Annotated in this window: 15 protein-coding genes; 10 read left to right on the forward strand and 5 right to left on the reverse strand. The window is 69.2% G+C overall.

Annotation, left to right across the window (positions count from 1 at the left end; all coding sequences use genetic code 11):
• The first annotated feature begins 502 nt into the window (after positions 1 to 502).
• Together groES and groL are read left to right on the forward strand one after the other, a co-directional pair.
• Positions 503 to 793, forward strand: a complete 291-nt coding sequence (groES, locus tag JMO03_RS00815; RefSeq protein WP_202839252.1) for a co-chaperone GroES — start codon at positions 503 to 505, stop codon at positions 791 to 793.
• Between the two features lie 135 nt (positions 794 to 928).
• On the forward strand, positions 929 to 2,572 hold the full coding sequence (gene groL / locus JMO03_RS00820; RefSeq protein WP_202839254.1) for a chaperonin GroEL: 1,644 nt from the start codon (positions 929 to 931) through the stop codon (positions 2,570 to 2,572).
• Between the two features lie 188 nt (positions 2,573 to 2,760).
• On the opposite strand, the gene JMO03_RS00825 is transcribed toward groL, so the two are convergent.
• From JMO03_RS00825 to JMO03_RS00845, 5 genes are all read right to left on the reverse strand, one after another.
• The gene (locus tag JMO03_RS00825) at positions 2,761 to 5,694 is read right to left on the reverse strand and encodes a TonB-dependent receptor domain-containing protein (protein ID WP_425491749.1); all 2,934 of its coding nucleotides are present in this window, start codon (positions 5,692 to 5,694) and stop codon (positions 2,761 to 2,763) included.
• 34 nt (positions 5,695 to 5,728) lie between these two features.
• Complete coding sequence (locus tag JMO03_RS00830; RefSeq protein ID WP_202839259.1) at positions 5,729 to 6,676, reverse strand: helix-turn-helix domain-containing protein; 948 nt, start codon at positions 6,674 to 6,676, stop codon at positions 5,729 to 5,731.
• Between the two features lie 217 nt (positions 6,677 to 6,893).
• Complete coding sequence (locus tag JMO03_RS00835; protein ID WP_202839260.1) at positions 6,894 to 7,979, reverse strand: alpha/beta hydrolase; 1,086 nt, start codon at positions 7,977 to 7,979, stop codon at positions 6,894 to 6,896.
• A gap of 46 nt (positions 7,980 to 8,025) precedes the next feature.
• Entirely contained in the window at positions 8,026 to 10,719 is a 2,694-nt protein-coding gene (locus JMO03_RS00840; RefSeq protein WP_202839261.1) for a serine/threonine-protein kinase, read from the reverse strand.
• 63 nt (positions 10,720 to 10,782) lie between these two features.
• Complete coding sequence (locus JMO03_RS00845) at positions 10,783 to 11,307, reverse strand: ECF-type sigma factor (RefSeq protein WP_202839263.1); 525 nt, start codon at positions 11,305 to 11,307, stop codon at positions 10,783 to 10,785.
• A gap of 266 nt (positions 11,308 to 11,573) precedes the next feature.
• On the opposite strand from JMO03_RS00845, the gene JMO03_RS00850 reads away from it, so the two are divergent.
• The 8 genes from JMO03_RS00850 (at position 11,574) to hemC (ending at position 21,613) form a co-directional block, all read left to right on the forward strand.
• Entirely contained in the window at positions 11,574 to 11,852 is a 279-nt protein-coding gene (locus JMO03_RS00850) for a GIY-YIG nuclease family protein (RefSeq protein ID WP_202839265.1), read from the forward strand.
• A gap of 105 nt (positions 11,853 to 11,957) precedes the next feature.
• Complete coding sequence (locus tag JMO03_RS00855) at positions 11,958 to 13,079, forward strand: UDP-N-acetylglucosamine--N-acetylmuramyl-(pentapeptide) pyrophosphoryl-undecaprenol N-acetylglucosamine transferase (protein WP_202839267.1); 1,122 nt, start codon at positions 11,958 to 11,960, stop codon at positions 13,077 to 13,079.
• A gap of 125 nt (positions 13,080 to 13,204) precedes the next feature.
• Positions 13,205 to 14,836, forward strand: a complete 1,632-nt coding sequence (locus tag JMO03_RS00860; RefSeq protein ID WP_202839269.1) for a phytoene desaturase family protein — start codon at positions 13,205 to 13,207, stop codon at positions 14,834 to 14,836.
• Positions 14,837 to 15,239: 403 nt separating this feature from the next.
• On the forward strand, positions 15,240 to 18,026 hold the full coding sequence (gene glnE, locus JMO03_RS00865; protein ID WP_202839277.1) for a bifunctional [glutamate--ammonia ligase]-adenylyl-L-tyrosine phosphorylase/[glutamate--ammonia-ligase] adenylyltransferase: 2,787 nt from the start codon (positions 15,240 to 15,242) through the stop codon (positions 18,024 to 18,026).
• A gap of 67 nt (positions 18,027 to 18,093) precedes the next feature.
• Positions 18,094 to 18,783: an alpha/beta hydrolase gene (locus JMO03_RS00870; RefSeq protein WP_202839278.1), complete on the forward strand. Its 690-nt coding sequence runs from the start codon at positions 18,094 to 18,096 to the stop codon at positions 18,781 to 18,783.
• A 3-nt stretch (positions 18,784 to 18,786) separates the two neighbouring features.
• Positions 18,787 to 19,833, forward strand: coding sequence for a sensor histidine kinase (locus JMO03_RS00875; RefSeq protein WP_202839279.1), 1,047 nt, complete (start codon positions 18,787 to 18,789; stop codon positions 19,831 to 19,833).
• Positions 19,830 to 20,561 (forward strand): response regulator, encoded by a 732-nt coding sequence (locus JMO03_RS00880; protein ID WP_202839280.1) that lies wholly within the window; start codon positions 19,830 to 19,832, stop codon positions 20,559 to 20,561. The genes JMO03_RS00875 and JMO03_RS00880 overlap by 4 nt, the downstream gene beginning before the upstream one ends.
• A 140-nt stretch (positions 20,562 to 20,701) precedes the next feature.
• Positions 20,702 to 21,613, forward strand: coding sequence for a hydroxymethylbilane synthase (gene hemC, locus JMO03_RS00885; RefSeq protein WP_202839285.1), 912 nt, complete (start codon positions 20,702 to 20,704; stop codon positions 21,611 to 21,613).
• Positions 21,614 to 21,625 lie beyond the last annotated feature (12 nt).

Raw genomic sequence — 21,625 nt, forward strand, 5'->3', positions numbered from 1 at the left:
GCTGGGCTGACGGTTGGCAAGGGGGGGCTCCAAGTCCCACGCCGGGGATCTGAGCCGGGTTTTCGGATCGGGGCGCCCGGATCCTGGTCCGCAGGGTGCGGGTGTCCCCGGGGACGAAATCAAGGAGGAGCCGTCGGCCGCAGGCCGATGGCGGGGGACATTCGTCTCCGGGGGCACCCGTGCCCGGCGCCGCGCGACCTTTCGGCCGCGCGCTATGGCGCCTCTGTCACCCGTCCCGGGAATCCTCTCTACCGCCGCGCGCTGATCAACCCGCCTGTCCCGGACGTAGACACGCGTGCTCGGGGCATCCGCGGCGGACACCGCCGGAGGCGGGAGGAATTTTTCGTCGTCGGCCCTTGAAAGCCCCACGACCCCGCCCCATGTTCCGCCCACCTCCCGGCCTGCCCGGGATTTTCGTGCCCACGATGCTGGCAGTCGCCATGTGCGAGTGCTAACATCGTCACCACTTTCCCTGTCCAATCAATCACTTAAAGGATTGAATATGAGCAATATCAAGCCGCTGTACGACCGCGTGGTCATCAAGCGCATGGAAGAAGAGAAGCTGTCCGCCGGTGGCATCGTGATCCCGGACTCGGCCACCGAGAAGCCGATCAAGGGCGAAGTCGTCGCGGTCGGCGAGGGCAAGGTGCTCGACAACGGCAGCGTCCGCGCGCCGAAGGTCAAGGCCGGCGACAAGGTGCTGTTCGGCAAGTACAGCGGCACCGAGGTCAAGCTCGACGGCACCGAGTACCTGGTGGTGAAGGAAGACGACATCTTCGCCGTGCTGGGCTGATCGCCCGGCCGGGAATCGGGAGTAGGGAATGGGGAATCGGTAGAGCAGCAGCTTCCCGATTCGCCCAGCCCGCCCCGATCCCGCTGTTGCTCTTCCCATTCCCTATTCCCCATTCCCTATTCCCGGAGTTTCACAATGGCTGCCAAAGAAATCCGTTTCGGTGAAGACGCACGCGCCAAGATGGTGCGCGGCGTCAACACGCTCGCCAATGCCGTCAAGGCCACCCTCGGCCCGAAGGGCCGCAATGTCGTGCTCGAGAAGAGCTACGGCGCCCCCACGATCACCAAGGACGGCGTGTCCGTCGCCAAGGAGATCGAGCTGTCCGACAAGTTCGAGAACATGGGCGCGCAGATGGTGAAGGAAGTCGCGTCCAAGACTTCCGACAACGCCGGCGACGGCACCACCACCGCCACCGTGCTGGCGCAGGCGCTGATCCGCGAAGGTTCCAAGGCGGTCGCCGCCGGCATGAACCCGATGGACCTCAAGCGCGGCATCGACCACGCGGTAAAGGCCGCCGTGGAAGAGCTGAAGAAGATCAGCAAGCCCACCGCCGACGACAAGGCGATCGCCCAGGTCGGCACGATCTCGGCCAACTCCGACGAGTCGATCGGCAACATCATCGCCGACGCGATGAAGAAGGTCGGCAAGGAAGGCGTGATCACGGTCGAGGAAGGCTCGGGCCTGGACAACGAACTCGACGTCGTCGAGGGCATGCAGTTCGACCGCGGCTACCTGTCGCCGTACTTCATCAACAACCAGCAGTCGATGTCGGCCGAGCTCGACGACCCGTTCATCCTGCTGCACGACAAGAAGATCTCCAACGTCCGCGACCTGCTGCCCGTGCTCGAAGGCGTGGCCAAGGCCGGCAAGCCGCTGCTGATCGTCGCCGAGGAAGTCGAGGGCGAGGCGCTGGCGACCCTGGTGGTCAACACCATCCGCGGCATCGTCAAGGTCTGCGCCGTCAAGGCCCCGGGCTTCGGCGACCGTCGCAAGGCGATGCTGGAAGACATGGCCGTGCTGACCGGCGGCACCGTGATCTCCGAGGAAGTCGGCCTGCAGCTCGAGAAGGCGACCATCGCCGACCTCGGCCGCGCCAAGAAGATCCAGGTCTCGAAGGAGAACACCACGATCATCGACGGCGCCGGCGACACCTCGGCCATCGAGTCGCGCATCAAGCAGATCAAGGCGCAGATAGAGGAGACCTCCTCGGACTACGACCGCGAGAAGCTGCAGGAGCGCGTGGCCAAGCTGGCCGGCGGCGTGGCGGTGATCAAGGTCGGCGCCTCGACCGAGATCGAGATGAAGGAAAAGAAGGCGCGCGTCGAAGACGCCCTGCACGCCACGCGTGCGGCGGTGGAAGAAGGCGTGGTCCCGGGCGGCGGCGTGGCCCTGGTGCGCGCGCTGCAGGCCATCGGTGAGCTCAAGGGTGCCAACGAAGACCAGAACCACGGCATCGTGATCGCCCTGCGTGCGATGGAAGCCCCGCTGCGCGAGATCGTCACCAACTGCGGTGAAGAGCCGTCGGTCGTGCTCAACAAGGTCAAGGACGGCAAGGGCAACTACGGCTACAACGCCCAGACCGGCGAATACGGCGACATGATCGAGTTCGGCATCCTCGACCCGACCAAGGTCACCCGTTCGGCGCTGCAGAACGCGGCCTCGATCGCCGGCCTGATGATCACCACCGAAGCGATGGTGGCCGAGCTTCCGAAGAAGGAAGAGCCGCACGCCCACGGTGGCGGCGGTGGCATGGGCGGCATGGGCGGCATGGATTTCTGATCCGCGCCAGGCCGCCTCCCGCACTTCTCATCCCCCGCGGGGGAGGGGCGGGGGCAGCAGACCGCAAGACGAGAAGCCCCGCATCGCTGCGGGGCTTTTCCGTTGCCGGCAAGAGAACTTCCTCCGAAGCTACCCCGGAAAGGCCGCGACCCGGATCGGTAGCGGCTCGCTGCACAGCACGGCGGGGATCAGAAGCGCTGCTGGTACTTGAGGTAGACGAAGCGACCGATGTCGTAGCCGCCGTAGTAGGCGAACTGCGAACTGGGAGCGGTATACATCGGCGGGCCGTACTTCGCGAACACGTTGTTGATCCCGACCGCGATCGTTGCGTGCCACGGTGCGTTGTAGCGGAACTGCACGTCGTGGAAGGTCGTGGAGCCGAGGTGGTTGTAGTCGCGCGAGCCCTCGTACCACGGCGCGCGCTCGTCGGGGGAATCGCACTCCTCCGGATACTCGTCGGCGTCGAGGCAGGTCTCCTTGGTGCCGTGGTAGTAGCGGGAACTCCAGGTGACGCCGAAGTCCTCCCGGTCCCAACTCAGGTTGAGGTTCGAGCGGATCCGGAAGTTGCCGCCGATGCCGTTGGTCGGCGTGGGCGCCAGCGTGGAGTCGTTGGACGAGCGGAACACGCCGTGACCGACGTACGTGGTGAGCCAGTTGGCGGCGAGACTCCCGCCGCGATCCGTCTTCAGGCGGTAGTTGACGTCCAGGTCGAAGCCCTCTGTCTCGAGGAAACCTGCGTTGCGATTGCCGAACTCGAGCTTGTCGACGATGCCCAGCACCGGGTCGCGCTCGAACATCTCGCAACGCGACGCCACGCCTTCCACGTAACAGTCGGTGAGTATCTGGTTTGGCGAGTCGGCGACGATGGTGTCGTCGATGCGGATCTTCCACCAATCGAGCGCGAGGCCCAGTCCGGTGATGAATTCGGGACTCCACACCACGCCCAGCGTCTTCGACTTCGAGGTCTCCGGCAGCAGGCTGGGGTTGGAGCCGGCGACGAACGGCACGGGGGTCTGGTCCGAGAACGTGGTCGTGGGCACGAAGCCTGCGCGCAGCTGCCTGTACGTGTCGGCGTCCGCGATGTCCTGGGCGCAGCGGGCCCTCACGGTCGCGCTGGTAGCCGAGGCGCCGAAGACCGTGTCGCAAGGGTCGTGGTAGCCGGTGGTGAATGTCTGGGAGCCGCTCGCATACAGGTCGTTGATGGTCGGCGCTCGGAAGCCCTCAGCCCAGGTGCCGCGGACCAGCAGGCTGTCGGTCGGTTTCCACCTCATGCCGAACTTGTTGTTGATGGTGTCGCCGAAGGTATCGAAATCGGAGTACCGGCTGGCGGCGGTGACTTCGAGCAGGCGTGCGCCTGGCAAGTCGGCAAGGATCGGCGCCTGCAGTTCGAGGTAGGCCTCGTCCACGCTGTAATCGCCATAGGTCGGCCCGCCTGCGTTGCCCGACGTACCCCCGGACTGCGTCAACGCATCGGGCGTGTAGCCGCCCTCCTCCTTGCGGTGCTCGATGCCCGCCGCGAACAACAGGTCGCCGGCCGGCAGCGTGAACAGCTTGCCTGAGAGGTTGGCGAAGTAGTTGTAGGTCTTCGTCAGCCCCGTGTCATGGGTCTCCGGGAACAGGTAGTCGATCAGTTCCCGGTTTCCGGTCAGTCCGCCATCGCCTTCACGGCCAAACGGAATGAATGGATTGAGCGGGATGCAACCGATGATGATGGCGTCGGGCGTTCCGCACACCACTTCGCCGCCGACAGGATCCAGGAACGAAGGGCCGACCGCATTGGCGAGGTTCGCAAGGTGGAAGTTGCCGGTGTTGCTTTGCGCGAGATGGTTCCGGGAGAAGAGATAGCCCGCATCCCAGTCGAAGTAGCGATCTCCGACGTCAAAGGATCCATCCAGTCCGGTGAAGAAGCGATACGTGGTCAACTCCGACGTGCTGACGCGAGGCAGCTCCCAGCCGCGCCGCGTCCAATGGACGGCCTGCGGTGTCGCGTGGCCATGGTGGCTGCCGAGTGGGTTGTAATAGCTGTCGACCGACATCGGCACGCCGAAGGCCGCCGACTGCATCGGGTAGCCGGCGACGGTACGCGAGGAGGAGCGATCGTTGAATCCTATCTGGGTGGTGAAGCGCACGTTCCCGGTGACCTGGTAACGACCGTCGATGAAGACGGACGTGCGTTCAAGCGGATACACCAGATGCATCTGCTGGTTGGAGTTGCTGACGTCGCCGGTGATGGGCGTGCTGTCCTGCGGGTGGAAGTTGTCGATGTCGAACGGGTTCGCGCCGCGATCGAGCGAATAGCTGCAGCTGCGGCCTCCGGAGGCGGTGCAATCCGGCCCCCGGTACTGCAAAGTTCCCCATTGGCCGACGGTGGTCCAGCCGAGGTCCGGATGGCGATCGGTGAAGCCGTTCGCGCTGAACCAACGGTCGCGTGCCCACACGTCCTTCTCCTCATGGCGCTCTGCGGTGACCGTCAGCGAACCACGGTCGCCGGTGATACCGAGCACCATGTCGAACGTTCTCGTTTCGCCATCTCCCTGGCTGTACTGGCCGGAGCTGGCGTTCGCCTCGGCGCCGTCGAAATCGGAGCGGGTGATCAGGTTGATCACGCCCGCGATCGCATCGGAGCCATAACTCGACGAGGCGCCGTCCTTCAGCACTTCGATGCGTTCGATCGCGGAGGCCGGGATCGTGGACACGTCCTGGAGGCCGGACGTGTCGATGCCCAGGCGCCTGCCGTTGATCAGGACCAGCGTGCGGTTCGCGCCGAGATTGCGCAGGTCGATGTAGGAACCGCCGGCGCTTTCGCCACCCGCCAGCACCACCGACCGGCTCAGGGCTGGCGTGCCGGCGGCGGTGATGTTCTGCAGGATGTCCGCGACCGACTTGAATCCCTGCTTCTCGATGTCGTCCCGTGTGATGGTTTCGACGGGTGCCGCGGTCTCGACGTCGACCTGGCGGATCCTGGATCCCGTCACCATGATCCGGTCGATCTCGGTCATCGCCGGCTCCGGATCCGGGGAGGGCTGTTCCTGGGACAGGCCGACCATGGGAACGAGCGCGGCTGTGATCGCGGCTGTCAAAGCCGTGCGGCGCACGTGCGTGCGGACTTGGGGATGCTTCATGGATCGGTTTCTCCGGGAAAATGTCGGGTGCGAGTCAACGCGACGCCAACTTAGGTGGCTCGATGCGTGGCTTCCTTGCGCCTGTTGGCGTTTGCCGTTGCCGTTGGGGAAGGGGGGCGGCTCGATGCGAGCGGCGATAGCGCGTCGAGGTGGTGCCTGTATGCGAGCGAAACGATCTGGCGAAACTGCATGGATTCTCGAATCCGCAGAGCGCCGACACTTCGCAGATCGACAGCGTTGTCTCGGCGAGCAGCCGACACGCGCGCTCCATGCGCATGCGCCTGGAGGCGTCCTGCAGGCTTTCGCCATACGTGGCCTGGAAGGCCTTCGACAGATACCAGCGCGAGAAGCTGGTCTGTCGCGCCAGTTCGTCGAGGCGCACGATGCGATCGTCGTTGCCTTCGAGGAACAGGCGCGCGCGTTGCAACCGCCCGAAGATCTTGGCCTTGTGCATGCGGGATTTTCCCGGGCAACGGCCCAGGTCGCGGTGGATGTCCTGCTGCAGCGATGCCAGGTATGCGAGGATCGGGGCGAGCGGGTCCGCGCGTGGCCCGGCCGTTTCCTGCGCCTGCGAAACCATCCGGTCCGCGGCCTCGCGCCACATGCGCGCGGCAATAATGCGATCGGGTGTGTGGCAGTGCCCGCGGCCTGGGTACAGCGCGTGGTGCGACATGTGGCGGGACACCGCGAACGCCTGCCCCGGGAGCACCAGGCCCAGCAGCAGTCCGTTGCGACCGGCCTGCAGGGTAGGCAGGGATTCGGCGTCCAGTGCGAGCCAATCGCCGGGCAGCAGGCGGAAGCGTCCTTCGCGCGACGCCACGCTCGTGGTTCCCCGGAGTTGCAGCCAGGTCGAGAAGCCGGCGGCGCTCACATGGGTGCATGCCAGCCTGGAGATCGCCACCAGGCGGGGTCCGGCAACGAGGGTGGGCGCGTCGATCGTCGTGGTTCGACCGAGATCGGCGCGAATGATCGGTGTTGCCATGATGCCGACCTCGGGTCTTCGCGGATGGCGGGCCACGCCGGGGGAGGGGCGGGGCCGGTGACCTGCGTGCATTGCGAAGCGCGTGTTGCACGCGCTGGATCCGGGCGCTCCCTCTCCTCCGTCGAAGGGGAGGGGCTGCGAAGGGGAGGGAGCGCCGCGAACGCGGGACGAGCGTGTCGAGCACGGCGACGACCGGAGGCCGCCGTGCGAGGGACTGTCAGGCCATCCCGTAGGGCAGGTTCGGCGACGACACCACCGTGTCGCCGATCGCCTCGCCCGCGAGGAAGCGCATGCAGTCGCGCATCACGTCGGGGTCGTCGAGCACGCCTTGGTGGCCTAGGTCCAATGTGGTGAGAAGCCGCGAGAAGGGCAGGTGACGAGCGAAACACTCGCCGTCCGCCCACGGCACCTGGTCGTCGAGCAGATCGTGCACCACCAGGGCCGGCGTGGAGACCGCGGGTGCGAGACGGTGGGGATGCAGGTCCTCGAGCGGCATGCCCATGCGTTGCTCCAGCTGCCCGGCAAGCAGGCTGGCCACCCGGGTGCCGATGCCGATGCGTTTCGCGAAGCGGTCCAACGCTTCTCGCGGGTCTGCCTGCGCCGAGAGCAGGACCACCCGCTCGGCACGCAGCCCCTGCGCCAGCGCGAGCACGGTCGCGGATGCGCCGATGGAGTGCCCGATCACCGCTTCGGCACCGCCGAATCGAGCGCCGATCGCCGCGAGGTCGCTGGCCATTTCCGCGATGGTGGGCGGATGCCGGCGGTCGCCAGGAGGAGGTGTGCGATCGAAGGACACCACGGCATGGCCGGTTTCCAACAGTGCGTGGATCCAGGGCAGCAGGCGCGACGCATCGGTGGCTTGCGAAGACATCGCGAGAACGACGAACGGTCGCGAATCCGGGTCGCCCCACAGTCGAAGCGCGAGTGTCCGGTCGCGCAGGTGCAGCCATGCATGGCGTGCGCCGCCATCGGGAAGATATCCAATCGCGACGGGAGCTACGTCGCAACTGCCGGCCAGGCCGGCATAGCGCGCAGCGCTACGTTGCGGCGCGATCCAGCCGGAAATGCGCCGGATCGCGCGTGACAGCACGTCCCGGGCGATCGTCGGGGGCGGCCAGGGGTCGGAGCCCGGACCATCGAAACGGTGCGCGTCACGCGCGAGGGGGGGTGCAGCAGGCGGGGAGGGCGAGTCGCTGGAGGGCGACCGGAAGTCGCCGTGCGAGGGGACAGTGGACATTGCGGATTTCCGTGGCTTGAGTGGGCTACAGGAATCCAAGCGATTTGCAGTGGCGCTGACCGACATCGGCGCCGCGATGCGGTACGCCGGATCGGTTCGGGGTGGCTGGACTTCAGCCTGCAGGCGGGAGGATCGTCCGCGAGGCGCGGCGGGCGGGATGTCGAGCCGGGATCCGCCACCTGTCCGCGTACGCGACTGCGTCGCGCTCGGCGGCAGCCGCACCGGCGGCGTCGCCTGCGCGGCGGCGCAGCTCCGCCAGCGCCTGGAACCAGTCCAATGCATCGTGCGGGAAAGACGGAGGTCGCGCGGCAGCCATCCGGACCGCTCGCTGCAGTAGTGGCTGGGCGAGTGCATCCTCGCCACGCGCGGCGTGGGCGAGGGCCCGGACATGGAGCGCGGCGGCCGACAACTTGACCGAGCCCGCCCCGTCCACGCTGCGTTGCAACCGCGTGGTGTCGGTCGCCAGGTCGGACGCCGGGTCGAGCAGCAGTCGCAGGCGGACGCGTCGGAGTTCCGCATCCAGTCGTACTTCGTGTTCGGGCGGCAAGGAGGCGGCAAGCACCGTGACACCCTGGTCGGCCAGGCGCGAGGCACCTGCGAGATCGCCACGCAATTCCTGGATCCGCGAGAGCTTGGTGAGGTTGAATCCGATGGCCGGGCTGCGGTCTCGCCCGATGGCGCGGTTGATGTCGATCGACTCCCGGAACAGCAGGTCCGCTTGGTCGATGCGGCCGAGCGCGAGCAACACCGAGCCGTGGTTGTGGGCCATCCAGGCGACGTCCGCATGCGCTCCACGATGGATCCTGCGCATGGTCGCGTCGGCTTGCGCCATGGGCGCCTGTGCCTCCACGATCCGCCCCGCCGTCATCAGTGAGTTCCCGTAGTTGCCCAGGCGCCGGGCCGTTTCGACGTGGTTGTCGCCGTAGCGCTTGCGGACAAGCTCCAGTGCGCGCTGTTGCCAGGCCACGGCTTCCCCGGGCCGGTCCGCGCGGGTGAATGCGGTGCCCAGTGCGCCATAGCTTCGCAGCAGGCGGGGGTCGTCCGCGGGGAGCCTCGCCTGCTGGATCGCGATCGCGGCCCTGTGGTCGGCGATGGCCTCCGCGTGCCTGCCCACTTCGCTCATCACGAGTGCCCGGCGATGGCGGACGACGGCCAGGTCCAGGCCTCCAGGCTGCGATCCGTGCAGGATCCGCGATGCTTCGTCGAGGTCGGGCAATGCTTCCTCGTACAGGTCCTGGTCGGCAGCCAGCTGCCCGCGCTGGCTGAGGGCCAGGCCAAGTGTCCTGCGGTCTCCGGCCCCGAGCGTACGCGCGACTGCCACTGCCTCCTGCAGCAGCGGGCGCGCATCGTCGAAGCGGGAAAGCTCGTTGTAGATGCGTCCGATGACGATGAGCATCTCGGCCTGCAGCGCCGGCGTCGACGCGAGGTCGGTCCGCGCCTTGAGGGCCCCGCGCTGCAGGAGGGTCGCGGTATCGGGAAGCGTGTCGCGCGCGCCACCCGGCGACTCGTTCTCGAACAGCTCGATGATCAGGTCGCGGACGGCGTTCGCACGTTGCGTCTCCTGGCGCGCGAGCGCGGCCTGTTCGCGTGCCCGGGTCGCCTCCTGGCTCGCCACGCCGGCCTGCCACAGCGCCAGGGCCAGGCTGGCGAACAGGCCCAGCGCCAGTCCGACCGCGACGGTCACGCCGCCGCGATGGCGCACGATGAACCTCGACGTCCTGTATGCCGCAGTCTGCGGTCGCGCCTCGACCGGAAGGTCGCTGAGGTGGCGTCTTACTTCCTCGGCGAGCGCGCCGGCGGATCGATAGCGATCCTCCGGGGCAGGCGCCAGGGCCTTGGCGAGGATGCAGTCGAGGTCGCCGCGAAGCGCCGAATGCATCTCGCGGCGAGATGCGGGGATGCTCCAGCGCACGGCCGCGGCATGCAGGGCGTGGACCGACGCGGATCGCGACACCGAGCCATCGGGTCGTTCGCCGAGCAGCAGTTCGTACAGCAGCACGCCCAGTGCGTACACGTCGGTGGCGGTGGAGACGGGTCGCCCGGTGTACTGCTCGGGCGCGGCGTAGCCGGGCGTCAAAGCGTCCGGCAGCATGTCCTCCTCGCTGCCCGTGTCGTGCAGCAGCTTGGCGATGCCGAAGTCGAGCAGCCGTGGAGCCCCATCGGCGTCGACGAGGATGTTGGACGGCTTGAGGTCGCGATGGACGATCAGTTGCCGGTGCGCGACCGCGACCGCGTCGCAGACTTCGCAGAACATCCGCAGTCGATCGCGTACCCCCAGGCGACGTTCGGCGGCGTGCGCGGTGATGGGCTGCCCATCCACGTGGTCCATCACCAGATAGGGAACGCCGGCCCCGGTCACGCCTCCATCGATGAGGCGTGCGATGCTGGGATGCGAGAGCGCGGCCAGCGTACGGCGCTCGCGACGGAACAGGGCTTGCTGGAGGTCGGAATGCAGGCCCTTGCGCAGCAGCTTGACGGCCACCCGCTGGCGGAAGTCGACATCCTCCCGCTCGGCGAGGAACACGGTGGCCGTGCCACCGCTGCCCAGTGGCTCGATGAGCCGGAATGCGCCGACGCGCGTCCCGGGTACGAACTCGGGGGGCGCGGCCTCGTTGCGTTCGATCGACTCCAGCAGCCCGACGAAGGGGCGATCGAGCAGCAGCGGGTCGGTCTGGTCGTTTACCGCCAGCAGTTCATGCAGTCGTTCTCGGATCGTGGCATCCGGGCAGTTGTCCTCGATCCAGCAGCGCTGCATGGCGAGGGGCTGGTCGAGGACGGCGTCGAACCAGGATCGTATCGAGCGCATCGTGCAGGCCCTTTGGCTTTCGGTATTCCTTGCAGGAGCGCTTTTCGGTGCCGGTTCGCGACATCAACCGCCGAGCTGGGCCCCCAGGAACGCACGGGCGTACTGCCAGTCGCGCAACACCGTCCGCGAGCTGACCTCGAGCAGTTCCGCGATCCGCTCCAGCGGGAGCCCGGTGAAGAAGTGCAGTTCGAGGACGCGTGCCGCGCGGGGGTCGTCCGCCTCGAGCTGGCGGATGGCCTGGTCAAGTTCCAGCGCCATCCGCGGATCGACCAGGACATGGCCCGACGAGGTCTCCCGGAATTCGGTGCGGCGCAGGTCACCGCCGTGCTTCTCCCGCGACCGCGCCCTGGCGCGGTCGACCAGCAGGTGGCGCATGGCGCGCGCCGCATAGGCATAGAACTGGCGCGTGTGCTCGAAGGAGAGATTGCTGCGACTCATCTGGAGGTACAGCTCATGCACAAGCGCGGTGGTATCGAGGGTGGCCCCGTCGCCCGGCTGGCGCTGCCGATGCGCCAGCCTCCGCAGATCGGCGTAGACATCGGCGAACAAGCCGTCCAGCGATGCATCATCGCGCGGGTGGTCGGGCATGGGGCACGCGGGCCTGGCGGGGTGGAAGGCGTATGGATACTGGAAACGCATCACGGCCCATGGGTGGGACACGGTACGCGACCGGTTCCGCAGGGGGCGCACCTGGCGCCTGCTTCCGAAGAGGTCCGGGCCATCCATGTGACGCATGCCCGGTTGCGGCATGCTTCGCGCATGGTACCTCCCGATTCCCCGCAGAGCCGTGCCCCAGGGCCGTATGACATGTCGCCGGACCGGCACAGTCGGAGCGTCCGGAGGAGGTGGAGCGCATGAACGTGCGCGAGCACGGCTGGTGGCTGTACCTGCTCGAGTGTGGTGACGGCAGCTGGTATGCCGGGATCAGCAACGACATCGAGGCGCGCCTGCAGGCGCATGCGTCGGGTAAGGGCGCGCGTTACACGCGCGGGCGGCTGCCGCTGCGCCTGATCGCACGTCGCGCCTATCCCGACCGCGCCGCCGCCTCGCGCGCGGAGTGGCAGCTCAAGCGGCTGCCGAAGACGCGCAAGCTGGCGTTTTTCGCGGCAGATCCCGGCGCCGGGGCCGACTGAGTCGTGGCTGGGCGCCGGTTTGGTTGCCCGGCTCGGCGGCGTCCGGCTACGCGTCCTGTGACGGACGTTCTATAGTGCGCGGCTGTCTTGGAAGTGCGCCTGTCGATGCCGTCTGCTGCTCCCTCCCGCCGTGCCACCGTCGCCCTCGCCGCAGGCGGCACCGGCGGCCACCTGTTTCCGGCCGAGGCGCTGGCGCGCGAACTGCTCGCGCGCGGGTTCGACGTGGTGATCCACACCGAGCATCGTGGCGCGCAGTACACGCAGGCGCTTGCCGGGATCGCGCACGTGGTGCTGCCGGCGAGTTCGCTCGAAGGCGGCGTCGTGGCGAAGGCGAAGGCGGCGCTGACGATCCTGCGCGGCGTGCTCGCCTCGCGGCGAGACCTGAAGCGGCGCCGTGCAGCGCTGGTGGTCGGCTTCGGCGGCTATCCCAGCTTCGCGCCCGCGCTGGCCGCGAAGAGTCTCGGCCTGCCGCTGCTGCTGCACGAGCAGGCGACGCGGTTGAGCAAGGCCAATGCGCGACTGCTGCGCGTCGCCGACGGGCTGGCGACCTCGTTCCCCACGGTCGCCGGGGCGGAGGGCATCGAGCCCGCGAAGATCGTCGAAACCGGCAACCCGGTGCGGGGCGCGATCCTCGACGCACGCGGCGCCTATCCCCCGTTCGACGCGCACGACCCGCTGCGGCTGCTGGTGGTGGGCGGCAGCCAGAGCGCGGCGGTGTTCGGCCGCGTGGTGCCTCCGGCCCTGGCACTGCTGCCCGAAACGCTGCGCCATCGCCTGCACCTGTCGCTGCAGTACCGCGGCGAGGATGCAGACGCGCTGGTCGTGCAGCTGCGGGAGGCCGGCATCGACGCCACCGTGCGCCCCTTCTTCGACGACATGGGCGAACGCCTGCGCGAGGCGCACCTGGTGGTGACCCGCGCGGGCGCGACCACCGCGGCGGACCTGCTGACCATCGGCCGCCCCGCGATCTTCGTGCCGCTGCCGCACGGCGGCGCGCGCGAAGAGCAGTGCCGCAACGCGCGGACCCTGGCGCAGGCGGGCGTGGGCTGGCACCTCCCCGAGGCAGAACTCACCCCGGAATCGCTGGCGGTCGTGCTGCGCGAGGCGTTCGAATCACCGGACCGGCTGCCCGAGGCGGCGCGCGCCGCGGCGGCGCTGGGCAGGCCCGATGCCGCCGCGCGGCTGGCGGACGCGGTCGAGCGCCTGCTTCCCGCGCCGACACCGTAGGAGCGCCTTCAGGCGCGATGCTTTTCCACCCCGGCTTCGTAGTGCGTCGGAATGCCGGACGTCGCGCCTGAAGGTGCTCCTACAATGGGCGGACGCGGCATCGCCGCCGCCACGGGAATGTTGCGATGCGCGATGAACACGATGTCCTGATCATCGGCGGCGGCCACAACGGCCTCGTCTGCGCCGCCTACCTGGCCGGTGCGGGGTTGAAGGTGACTGTGCTCGAGCGTCGCGGCGTGGTCGGCGGCGCGGCGGTGACCGAGGAGTTCCATCCCGGCTTCCGCAATTCCACCGCGAGTTACACCGTCAGCCTGCTCAACCCGAAGGTGATCGCCGACCTGCGCCTGGCCGAGCACGGCCTGCGCGTGGTCGAGCGGCCGTACGCGAACTTCCTGCCGCTGCCGGACGGGCGCGCATTCCGGCTCGGTGGTGCGCACACGCAGGAGTCGCTGCAGGCGTGGTCGCCACGCGATGGCGAACGGCTGGTCGCGTACAGCGCCATGCTCGACCGCGTGGTCGCGGTGCTGCGCGAACTGATGCAGCGCACCCCGCCCAATTTCGGCGAACGTCTGTCGCTGGCCGACTGGCTGGCCTCGTGGGACACGGCGAAGCGCCTCAAGCAGCTCGACCTGCGTGGCCGCCGCGACCTGCTCGACCTGTTCGCCAAGTCCGCAGGCGAACTGCTCGACCACTGGTTCGAGTCCGAGCCGCTCAAGGCCGCGCTCGGCTGGGATTCGGTGGTCGGCAACTTCGCCAGCCCGTACACGCCCGGCAGCGCCTACGTGCTCCTGCACCACGTGTTCGGCGAGGTCAACGGCAAGGCCGGCGCCTGGGGGCACGCCATCGGCGGCATGGGCGCGATCACCCAGGCGATCGCGAAGGAGTGCGTCGCGCGCGGCGTACGGGTGCACAGCGATGCGGCGGTCGACCGCGTGCTGGTGCAGCGTGGGCGAGCGGTCGGCGTGGCGCTGGCCGACGGCCGCGAGCTGCACGCGAAGACGATCGTCTCCAACCTCAACCCGAAGCTGCTGTACACGAAACTGGTGGCACGAGAACACCTGGACGAGGACACCGCGCAACGCATCGCGCGCTATCGCTGCGGCTCGGGCACGTTCCGCATGAACGTGGCGCTGTCGGAGCTGCCGGACTTCAGCGCCGCGCCCGGCGCGCAGCTGCAGCCGCACCACCAGAGCGGTATCCTGATCGGCCCGTCGCTGCGGTATTTCGAGAACGCCTACTTCGATGCGAAGTCGAGGGCGCACAATCCCGGCTGGGCACGTGCGCCGATCGTCGAGCTGGTGATCTCGTCCACGCTCGACGACACCCTGGCGCCGCCCGGCCAGCACGTGGCCAGCCTGTTCTGCCAGCACGTGAGCCCGGAGTTGTCCGACAGCGGCGAGGTCGACGGCGGCTGGGACGCGCACCGCGACACCGTGGCGAAGCTGATGATCGACACCGTCGACGCCCACGCGCCGAACTTCGCGCGCAGCGTGCTCGGCTACCGTGCCCTGTCGCCGCTGGACCTGGAGCGCGAGTTCGGCCTGGTCGGCGGCGACATCTTCCACGGCGCCCTCGGCCCCGACCAGATGTTCAGCGCTCGGCCGCTGCTGGGGCAGGGCGACTACCGCGGTGCGATGCCCGGGTTGTACCTGTGCGGCTCCGGCACGCATCCCGGGGGCGGCGTCACCGGCCTGCCAGGACGCAACGCCGCGCGCGAAATCCTGCGCGACCTGCGGCGCGGCCCGCGTCCGACCTGAGAACCTCGCGCCCGCCCGGGCGGCGCCCACGCGTTTGTCGATGTGCATGAAATCGTTTGCATCCCGGTAGCGGGGGGCGCCGGGCGCCGGGGGCTTAATGAACCCGTCGGTATCGTTTTGCGCTGCAGCGTGCAACCGGGGTAACGAATCGTTCACGATGCCCCCGCACCCGACGTGGGGGAGGGAGCAAAGCCCGCTGGCAGGCAACTGCAAGCGGGCTTTTTTGATGGCGCCGCGTCGAGCGCGATGCGCCCGGATCGTTGAACGCGTCGCCACCGGAGGGGATGGCGAGCAACTGCCACCGATGCAGCATGGCGTCCGCGCGGACGTCGTGTCGCCCGATTCCCGCATCCCGATCCGCGATGCCGCAATCCCCGATCGGACGCGATGCCACAATCCGCGCATGGACGCCGCACGCCCCGACTCCGACGCGATCGCCGATCGCGCACTCGATCGCTTCTCCGACCTTGCGGGCGACGCCGGGCTGCGCGAGCGCCTGAGGCGCGTGGCGATCGCCAGCGATTTCGCCATCGACACCCTGGCGCGGCAGCCGGAGTTGCTGGCGCGACTGGCGCGCGACGACGGCGCGCAGCCGCTGTCGCCTCCAGCGCTCGACCCGGACCAGCGCGAGCACTGGCCGCGCCTGCTGCGCCGCTTCCGCGCTGCCGAATCCACCCGGCTGGTCTGGCGCGACGTGCTGGGCCTGGACGATGTCGACGCCACGCTCGCCGGCACCACGCGACTGGCCGAACGGTGCCTGGCGATCGCGCTCGATGCGCTGGAGCGGGACTTCGCCCTGCGCCACGGCGTGGTCCGCGATGGGGAGGGCAATGCGGTGCGCCTGGTGGTGTTCGGCATGGGCAAGCTCGGCGGCGGGGAGCTGAACTTCAGCTCCGACATCGACCTCGTGTACGCCTACGAACACGGCGGCGAGAGTCGTCCAGAACCGGGGCAGGGCGCACGTCCGCTCGCGGCGGAGGACTACTTCGCCAGGCTCGGCCAGCAACTCGCCCGGCTGCTCGACGACCCGACCGTCGACGGCTTCTGCCATCGCGTCGACCTGCGGCTGCGTCCGTTCGGCAACGCCGGCCGCGTCGCCCTGAGTTTCGCCGCGCTTGAGCTCTACTTCCAGCGCGAGGGCCGGGACTGGGAGCGCTATGCCTGGCAGAAGGCGCGTCCGGTCGCCGGCGACATCGAGGCGGGTCGGCGTTTCCTGGCGACGTTGCGCCCGTTCGTGTACCGACGCTATCTCGACTTCGGCGCGCTCGACGGCCTGCGCGGAATGAAGGCCATGATCGCCGCGGAGGTGGCGCGCAAGGAACTGGCCGACGACGTCAAGCGCGGCCCTGGCGGCATCCGCGAGATCGAGTTTCTGGCGCAGGCGCTGCAACTGATCCGCGGCGGACGCGAACCGGCGCTGCGCGAACCGCGGCTGCTGCATGCGCTGGAGGCGTTGCGCGATGCGGAGCAGGTCGGCGCCGACACCGCGCGTGCGCTGGCCGAGGACTACCGTTTTCTGCGGCGGCTGGAAAACCGGCTGCAGATGCTGCGCGACGCGCAGACGCACGCGCTGCCGGAGTCGCCGGTCGATCGCGAGCGCATCGCCCGCGGCCTCGGCTTCGAGGACTGGGACGCACTTGCGCAGGTCCTCGCCTACCACCGCGACCGTGTCTCGCACGAGTTCGACGCGCTGTTGTCGCAGCGCGAACAGCAGCCCGCCGTCGCCGACGACATCGCGGACTACTGGCGCGCGCTGCCCGATGGCAGCGCGGCCGGCGCGCTGGCGCAGTCCGGATACGCGGACGCGGCCGACGTGGATGCGGTGCTGCGCGATTTCGCCCGCTCGCCCAGCGTGCGCGAACTGTCCGATGCCACCCGCGCGCGACTGGACCGGGTGATGCCGGTGCTGCTGCAGGCCACCGCGCCCGCCAGCTTCCCGCTGCAGGCGATCCGGCGGCTGCTGGCGCTGCTGCAGAACATCCTGCGTCGCCCGAGTTACCTCGCCCTGCTCGACGAACAGCCGCCGGCGCTGGCGCGCCTGGTCGACGTGGTCACGCGCAGCGCCCTGCTGGCCGAGCGCCTGGCCGCGCATCCGCTGCTGCTCGACGAGCTACTGGATGCGCGCGCCGACGGGCCGCTGCCGCAGCGCGAACTGTTCGCCGAGGCCTGCCGACAGGTACGCGGCCTGGACACCGAGGCCGCGTTGTTCTCGCTCAACGAGATCCGCCAGCAGCTCAGCTTCAGGATCGCGCTGGCCACGCTCGACCGCCGCCAGCCGGCGCACGACAGCATCCGCCAACTGGCGTGGCTGGCCGATGCGGTGGTCGACACCGTGCTGGTGCTGGCGCGGCGGGAACTCGAGTCCGCGCACGGCGCGATTCCGGCTTCGGGATTCGCGGTGCTCGGTTACGGCAGCCTGGGCGGGGAAGAACTGGGGTTCGGCTCCGACCTCGACCTCGTATTCGTGTACGACGCGCCGCCGGAAGCGCAGTCCGACGGCGCGCGCCCGCTCGACCCGCCGCGCTGGTTCGCACGGCTTGCGCAGAAGATCGTCGCATTGCTGGGCGCGGTCACCGGGGGCGGGCGCCTGTACGACATCGACGTGCGCCTGCGACCCGATGGCGGGCAGGGCCTGCTGGTGTCCACCATCGCCAGCTACGGCGAGTACCAGCGCGAACGCGCCTGGACCTGGGAACACCAGGCGCTGGTGCGCGCGCGTTTCGTCGCCGGCGACGAGGCCCTGCGGGATGCGTTCGAGCGCATCCGCGGCGATACGCTCGGCCGCGACCGCGATGCCGGCAAGCTGCGCGAGGACGTGGTGTCGATGCGCGCGCGCATGCGCACCGAGCTCGACCGCAGCCGCGACGGACTGTTCGACCTGAAGCAGGGCGAGGGCGGCCTGGTCGACCTGGAATTCCTGCTGCAGTACCTGGTGCTGCGCGAGGCCGCGACGCATCCCGCGCTGCTGTCGCCGCGCGCGACCCCGCCGCTGGTCGACGCGCTGGCGCAGGCGCGCGTGCTGGACGCGTCGTCGGCGCAGGAGCTGCACGCGGCGCATGCGCTGCTGGTGGCCGCGGGGCTGGAGTGCACGCTCGACCGGCGGCCTCGACTGGTGGTGCAGGATCCGGCGCTCGCGGGTGCGCGTACGCAGGTGTCCGGCGCATGGCGGCGCCACGGTCTGAGCGACTGAGCGAGCGCGGACGGTCCGGATGCCATGCGCGGTATATTGCCGGCTCTGCATCGTCACGGGGATGGCCATGGCCGAGGGCGGACACGCCTTGCTGGAAACGATCGAACGCGAGACCGGACCGGATCCGGCGTGGAGCGTGCTGTGGCTGCACGGACTCGGCGCCGATGGCAGCGATTTCGTGCCGATCCTGCCCGAGCTGGTGCGCCGCGACTGGCCGGCGATGCGCTTCGTGTTCCCGCACGCGCCGATGCGCGCGGTGACGATCAACAATGGCATGCGCATGCGCGCCTGGTATGACATCCGCGACTTCGACGACCTGGCCAACCGCGCCGATGCGCAGGGCGTGGCCGAATCGGTCGCGCAGGTCGGCGCGCTCGTCGAGCGCGAGGTCGCGCGCGGCATTCCCGCCTCGCGCATCTTCCTCGCCGGTTTCTCCCAGGGCGGCGCGATCACGCTGGCCGCGGGACTGCGCCGCAACGAGCCGCTGGCGGGCCTGGTCGGATTGTCGACCTACCTGCCCGACGCCGCCAATGCCGCCGGCGCGGTGACGCCCGCCGCGAAAGCGCAGCCGCTGTTCATGGCCCACGGCACGAGCGACCCGGTCGTGCCCTTCGCCGCGGGCGAGCAGAGCGCGGCCTGGATGCGGCAACAGGGATTCGAGGTGGCGTTCAACCGCTATCCGATGCCGCATTCGGTCTGCATCGAGGAGATCCGCGACCTCGGCGACTGGATGTCGCGCCGGCTGGCTGCGGGCTGAGCGATGCCCGAGGCGCAGCGGACGGAGCCCTGGTTGCCCGACCTGTGCCGCCTTCCGCGGCTGGGCGCGATGCTGGGCCTCGCGCAGTTGACGGTGGTGGTGGTGGCGCTGGTTCCCGATGGTTCGCGCGGCTGGGATGTCCATGGGTTCCTGACCGCCAGTGGCTATGCGCTCTGGCTGGCACTGTCGGTGGCGGCACTGCTGTGCGTCTCGCGGCGATGGCTTTCGTCGCTGCCGATGCGCGGCGGAGCACTTGCGGCCGTGGCCATCGCGGTGGCGGTATCGGGAATCGCGGCGGCGATCGTGCACGGCCTGTTCACCAGTGTCGACACCGCCGACCGGCTGCCGTCGTTTTGGCGATTCACCGCAGGCAGTGCGGCGGTCGTCGCGTTGCTGACCGCGTTGGCGTTGCGCTACTTCTACGTCATCGACCGCTGGCAGGCCCAGGTAGGCGCCCACGCCCGGGCGGAGGCCGATGCATTGCAAGCGAGGATCCGGCCGCACTTCCTGTTCAACAGCATGAACATGATCGCGAGCCTGCTGCGCCGTGATCCGGTCGTCGCCGAACGTGCCGTGCTCGACCTGTCGGATCTGTTCCGGGCTGCGCTGGGTGCCGGCGAGGGCCAGTCCTCGCTGGCCGAGGAACTCGACCTGAGCGAACGGTACCTGGGAATCGAGCAACTGCGGATGGGCGACCGGCTGCAGGTCCAGTGGCGCAAGCACGAACCGCTGCCCATGGATCTGCCGATGCCGCGGCTGGTGCTGCAGCCGCTGCTGGAAAATGCAGTGTTGCACGGGATCTCGCGTTTGCCGCGCGGCGGGACGATCGAGATCGACATCGCGGCGGACGCCTCGTCGCTGACGATGCGGGTGCGCAATCCGTCGCTGCCGCCCGAGCAGATCGGGGTCCACGGCGCGGGTCACGCCCAGCGCAGCATCGGTCATCGCCTGGGCTACATGTTCGGGCCGCGTGCACGGATGGTGTCGGGCTGGAACGACGGCTACTATGCCTGCGAAATCAAGCTTCCGCTGGAGCGGACGCCGACGTGAAGATCGTCATCGCCGACGACGAACCGCTCGCCCGGGAACGGCTGCGGACCCTGCTGGCCGAACAGCCGGGGGTCGAGGTCGTTGCGGAGGTCGGCGATGGCCACGAGGCGCTGCACGCCTGCGCCGCGCACGATCCCGACCTGGTGCTGCTCGACATCGCCATGCCCGGCATCGACGGGCTGGAAGTCGCGCGCCACCTGCAGGCGTTCGAACCGCGCCCGGTGGTGGTGTTCTGCACCGCCTACGACGCGCACGCCCTGTCGGCGTTCGACGCCGAGGCGGTGGACTACCTGGTCAAGCCGGTGCGCCCGGAACGCCTGGCTTCGGCGCTGCAGCGCGCACGTGTGCTGACCGCAGGGCGCCAGGACGGCGCGGAAGGCGCGCGGGGCGGCAAGCGACGTACCCATCTGTGCGCGCGCCTGCGCGGCAGTCTGCGCCTGATCCCGGTCGAGGACGTGCGCTACCTGCAGGCGGAGGAAAAGTACGTCGTCGTGCACCACGCGCGCGGCGAGGACCTGATCGAGGAATCGCTCAAGGCGCTCGAGGACGAGTTCGGCGACCGCTTCGTGCGCATCCATCGCAACTGCCTCGTCGCGCGACACGAGCTGGTCGAGCTCAAGCGCGGCCTCGATGGCCACGTGCACGCGATCCTGCGCCACGGCGACAAGCCGCTGGAGGTCAGCCGTCGCTGCGTCGCGCAGCTGCGCGACACGATCCGCCACCTGTAGGAGCGCCTTCAGGCGCGATGCTTTTCGTCTCGACGCGGCAATCCGCGAAAGGCATCGCGCCTGAAGGCGCTCCTACGGGGGTTGCCGCGAAGTGACGAAAAAACATCGCCTGGAGGCGCTCCTGCCGGATAATCGCGGGCATGGACAGACTACGCATCGCCACGCGCAAGAGCCCACTGGCCCTGTGGCAGACCGAACACGTGGCGGCGCGGCTGCGCGCGGAACATCCCGGCCTCCTTGTCTCGCTGGTACCGCTGAGTACCCGCGGAGACGAGGTGCTCGACCGCTCGCTGGCCGCAATCGGCGGCAAGGGGCTGTTCCTCAAGGAACTGGAGCTGGCGATGCAGCGCCTCGATGCCGACTGCGCGGTACATTCGCTCAAGGACGTGCCGATGGACGTCGAGCCCGGTTTCGCCCTGGCGGCGATTCTGGCGCGGGCGGACGCGGCGGATGCATTCGTGAGCAACCGTTTCGACGGGATCGACGCCTTGCCCGCGGGGGCCCGCGTCGGAACCTCCTCGCTGCGGCGGCAGGCGCAACTGCGTGCGCGCCGCCCGGACCTGCAATTGCGGGACCTGCGCGGCAACGTCAACACGCGGCTGGCGAAACTCGACGCCGGCGATTACGACGCGATCGTGCTCGCCTGCGCCGGCCTGCAGCGGCTCGGGTTCGAAGCGCGCATCCGCGCCCGCCTCGAAGCGCCGGACTGGTTGCCGGCCCCGGCGCAGGGCGCGATCGCGATCGAATGCCGTGAACAGGATGCGGCCGTGCAGGCGCTCCTGTCGGTACTGGACGATGCGCCGACCCGGCGCTGCGTCGAGGCCGAACGCGCGATGAACCGCGCGCTGCACGGCAGTTGCCACGTGCCGGTGGCCGCGTTCGCGCAGGAGCGCGGGGGCGGGCTGTCCCTGCAGGGCCTGGTCGGCGACGCGATGAGCGGTCGCCTGGTGCGGGCAGAGGTCGGCGGCGACGACCCCCAGGTCACCGGCCACGAGGCCGCGCAGCGGCTGCTCGACGCCGGCGCGGGCGAACTGCTCGGCCTGGACTCCTGATCCAGGCACCGT

It is taken from the genome of Luteimonas saliphila (assembly GCF_016774335.1).
In the GTDB taxonomy this organism is placed as follows: Bacteria; Pseudomonadota; Gammaproteobacteria; order Xanthomonadales; family Xanthomonadaceae; genus Luteimonas; species Luteimonas saliphila.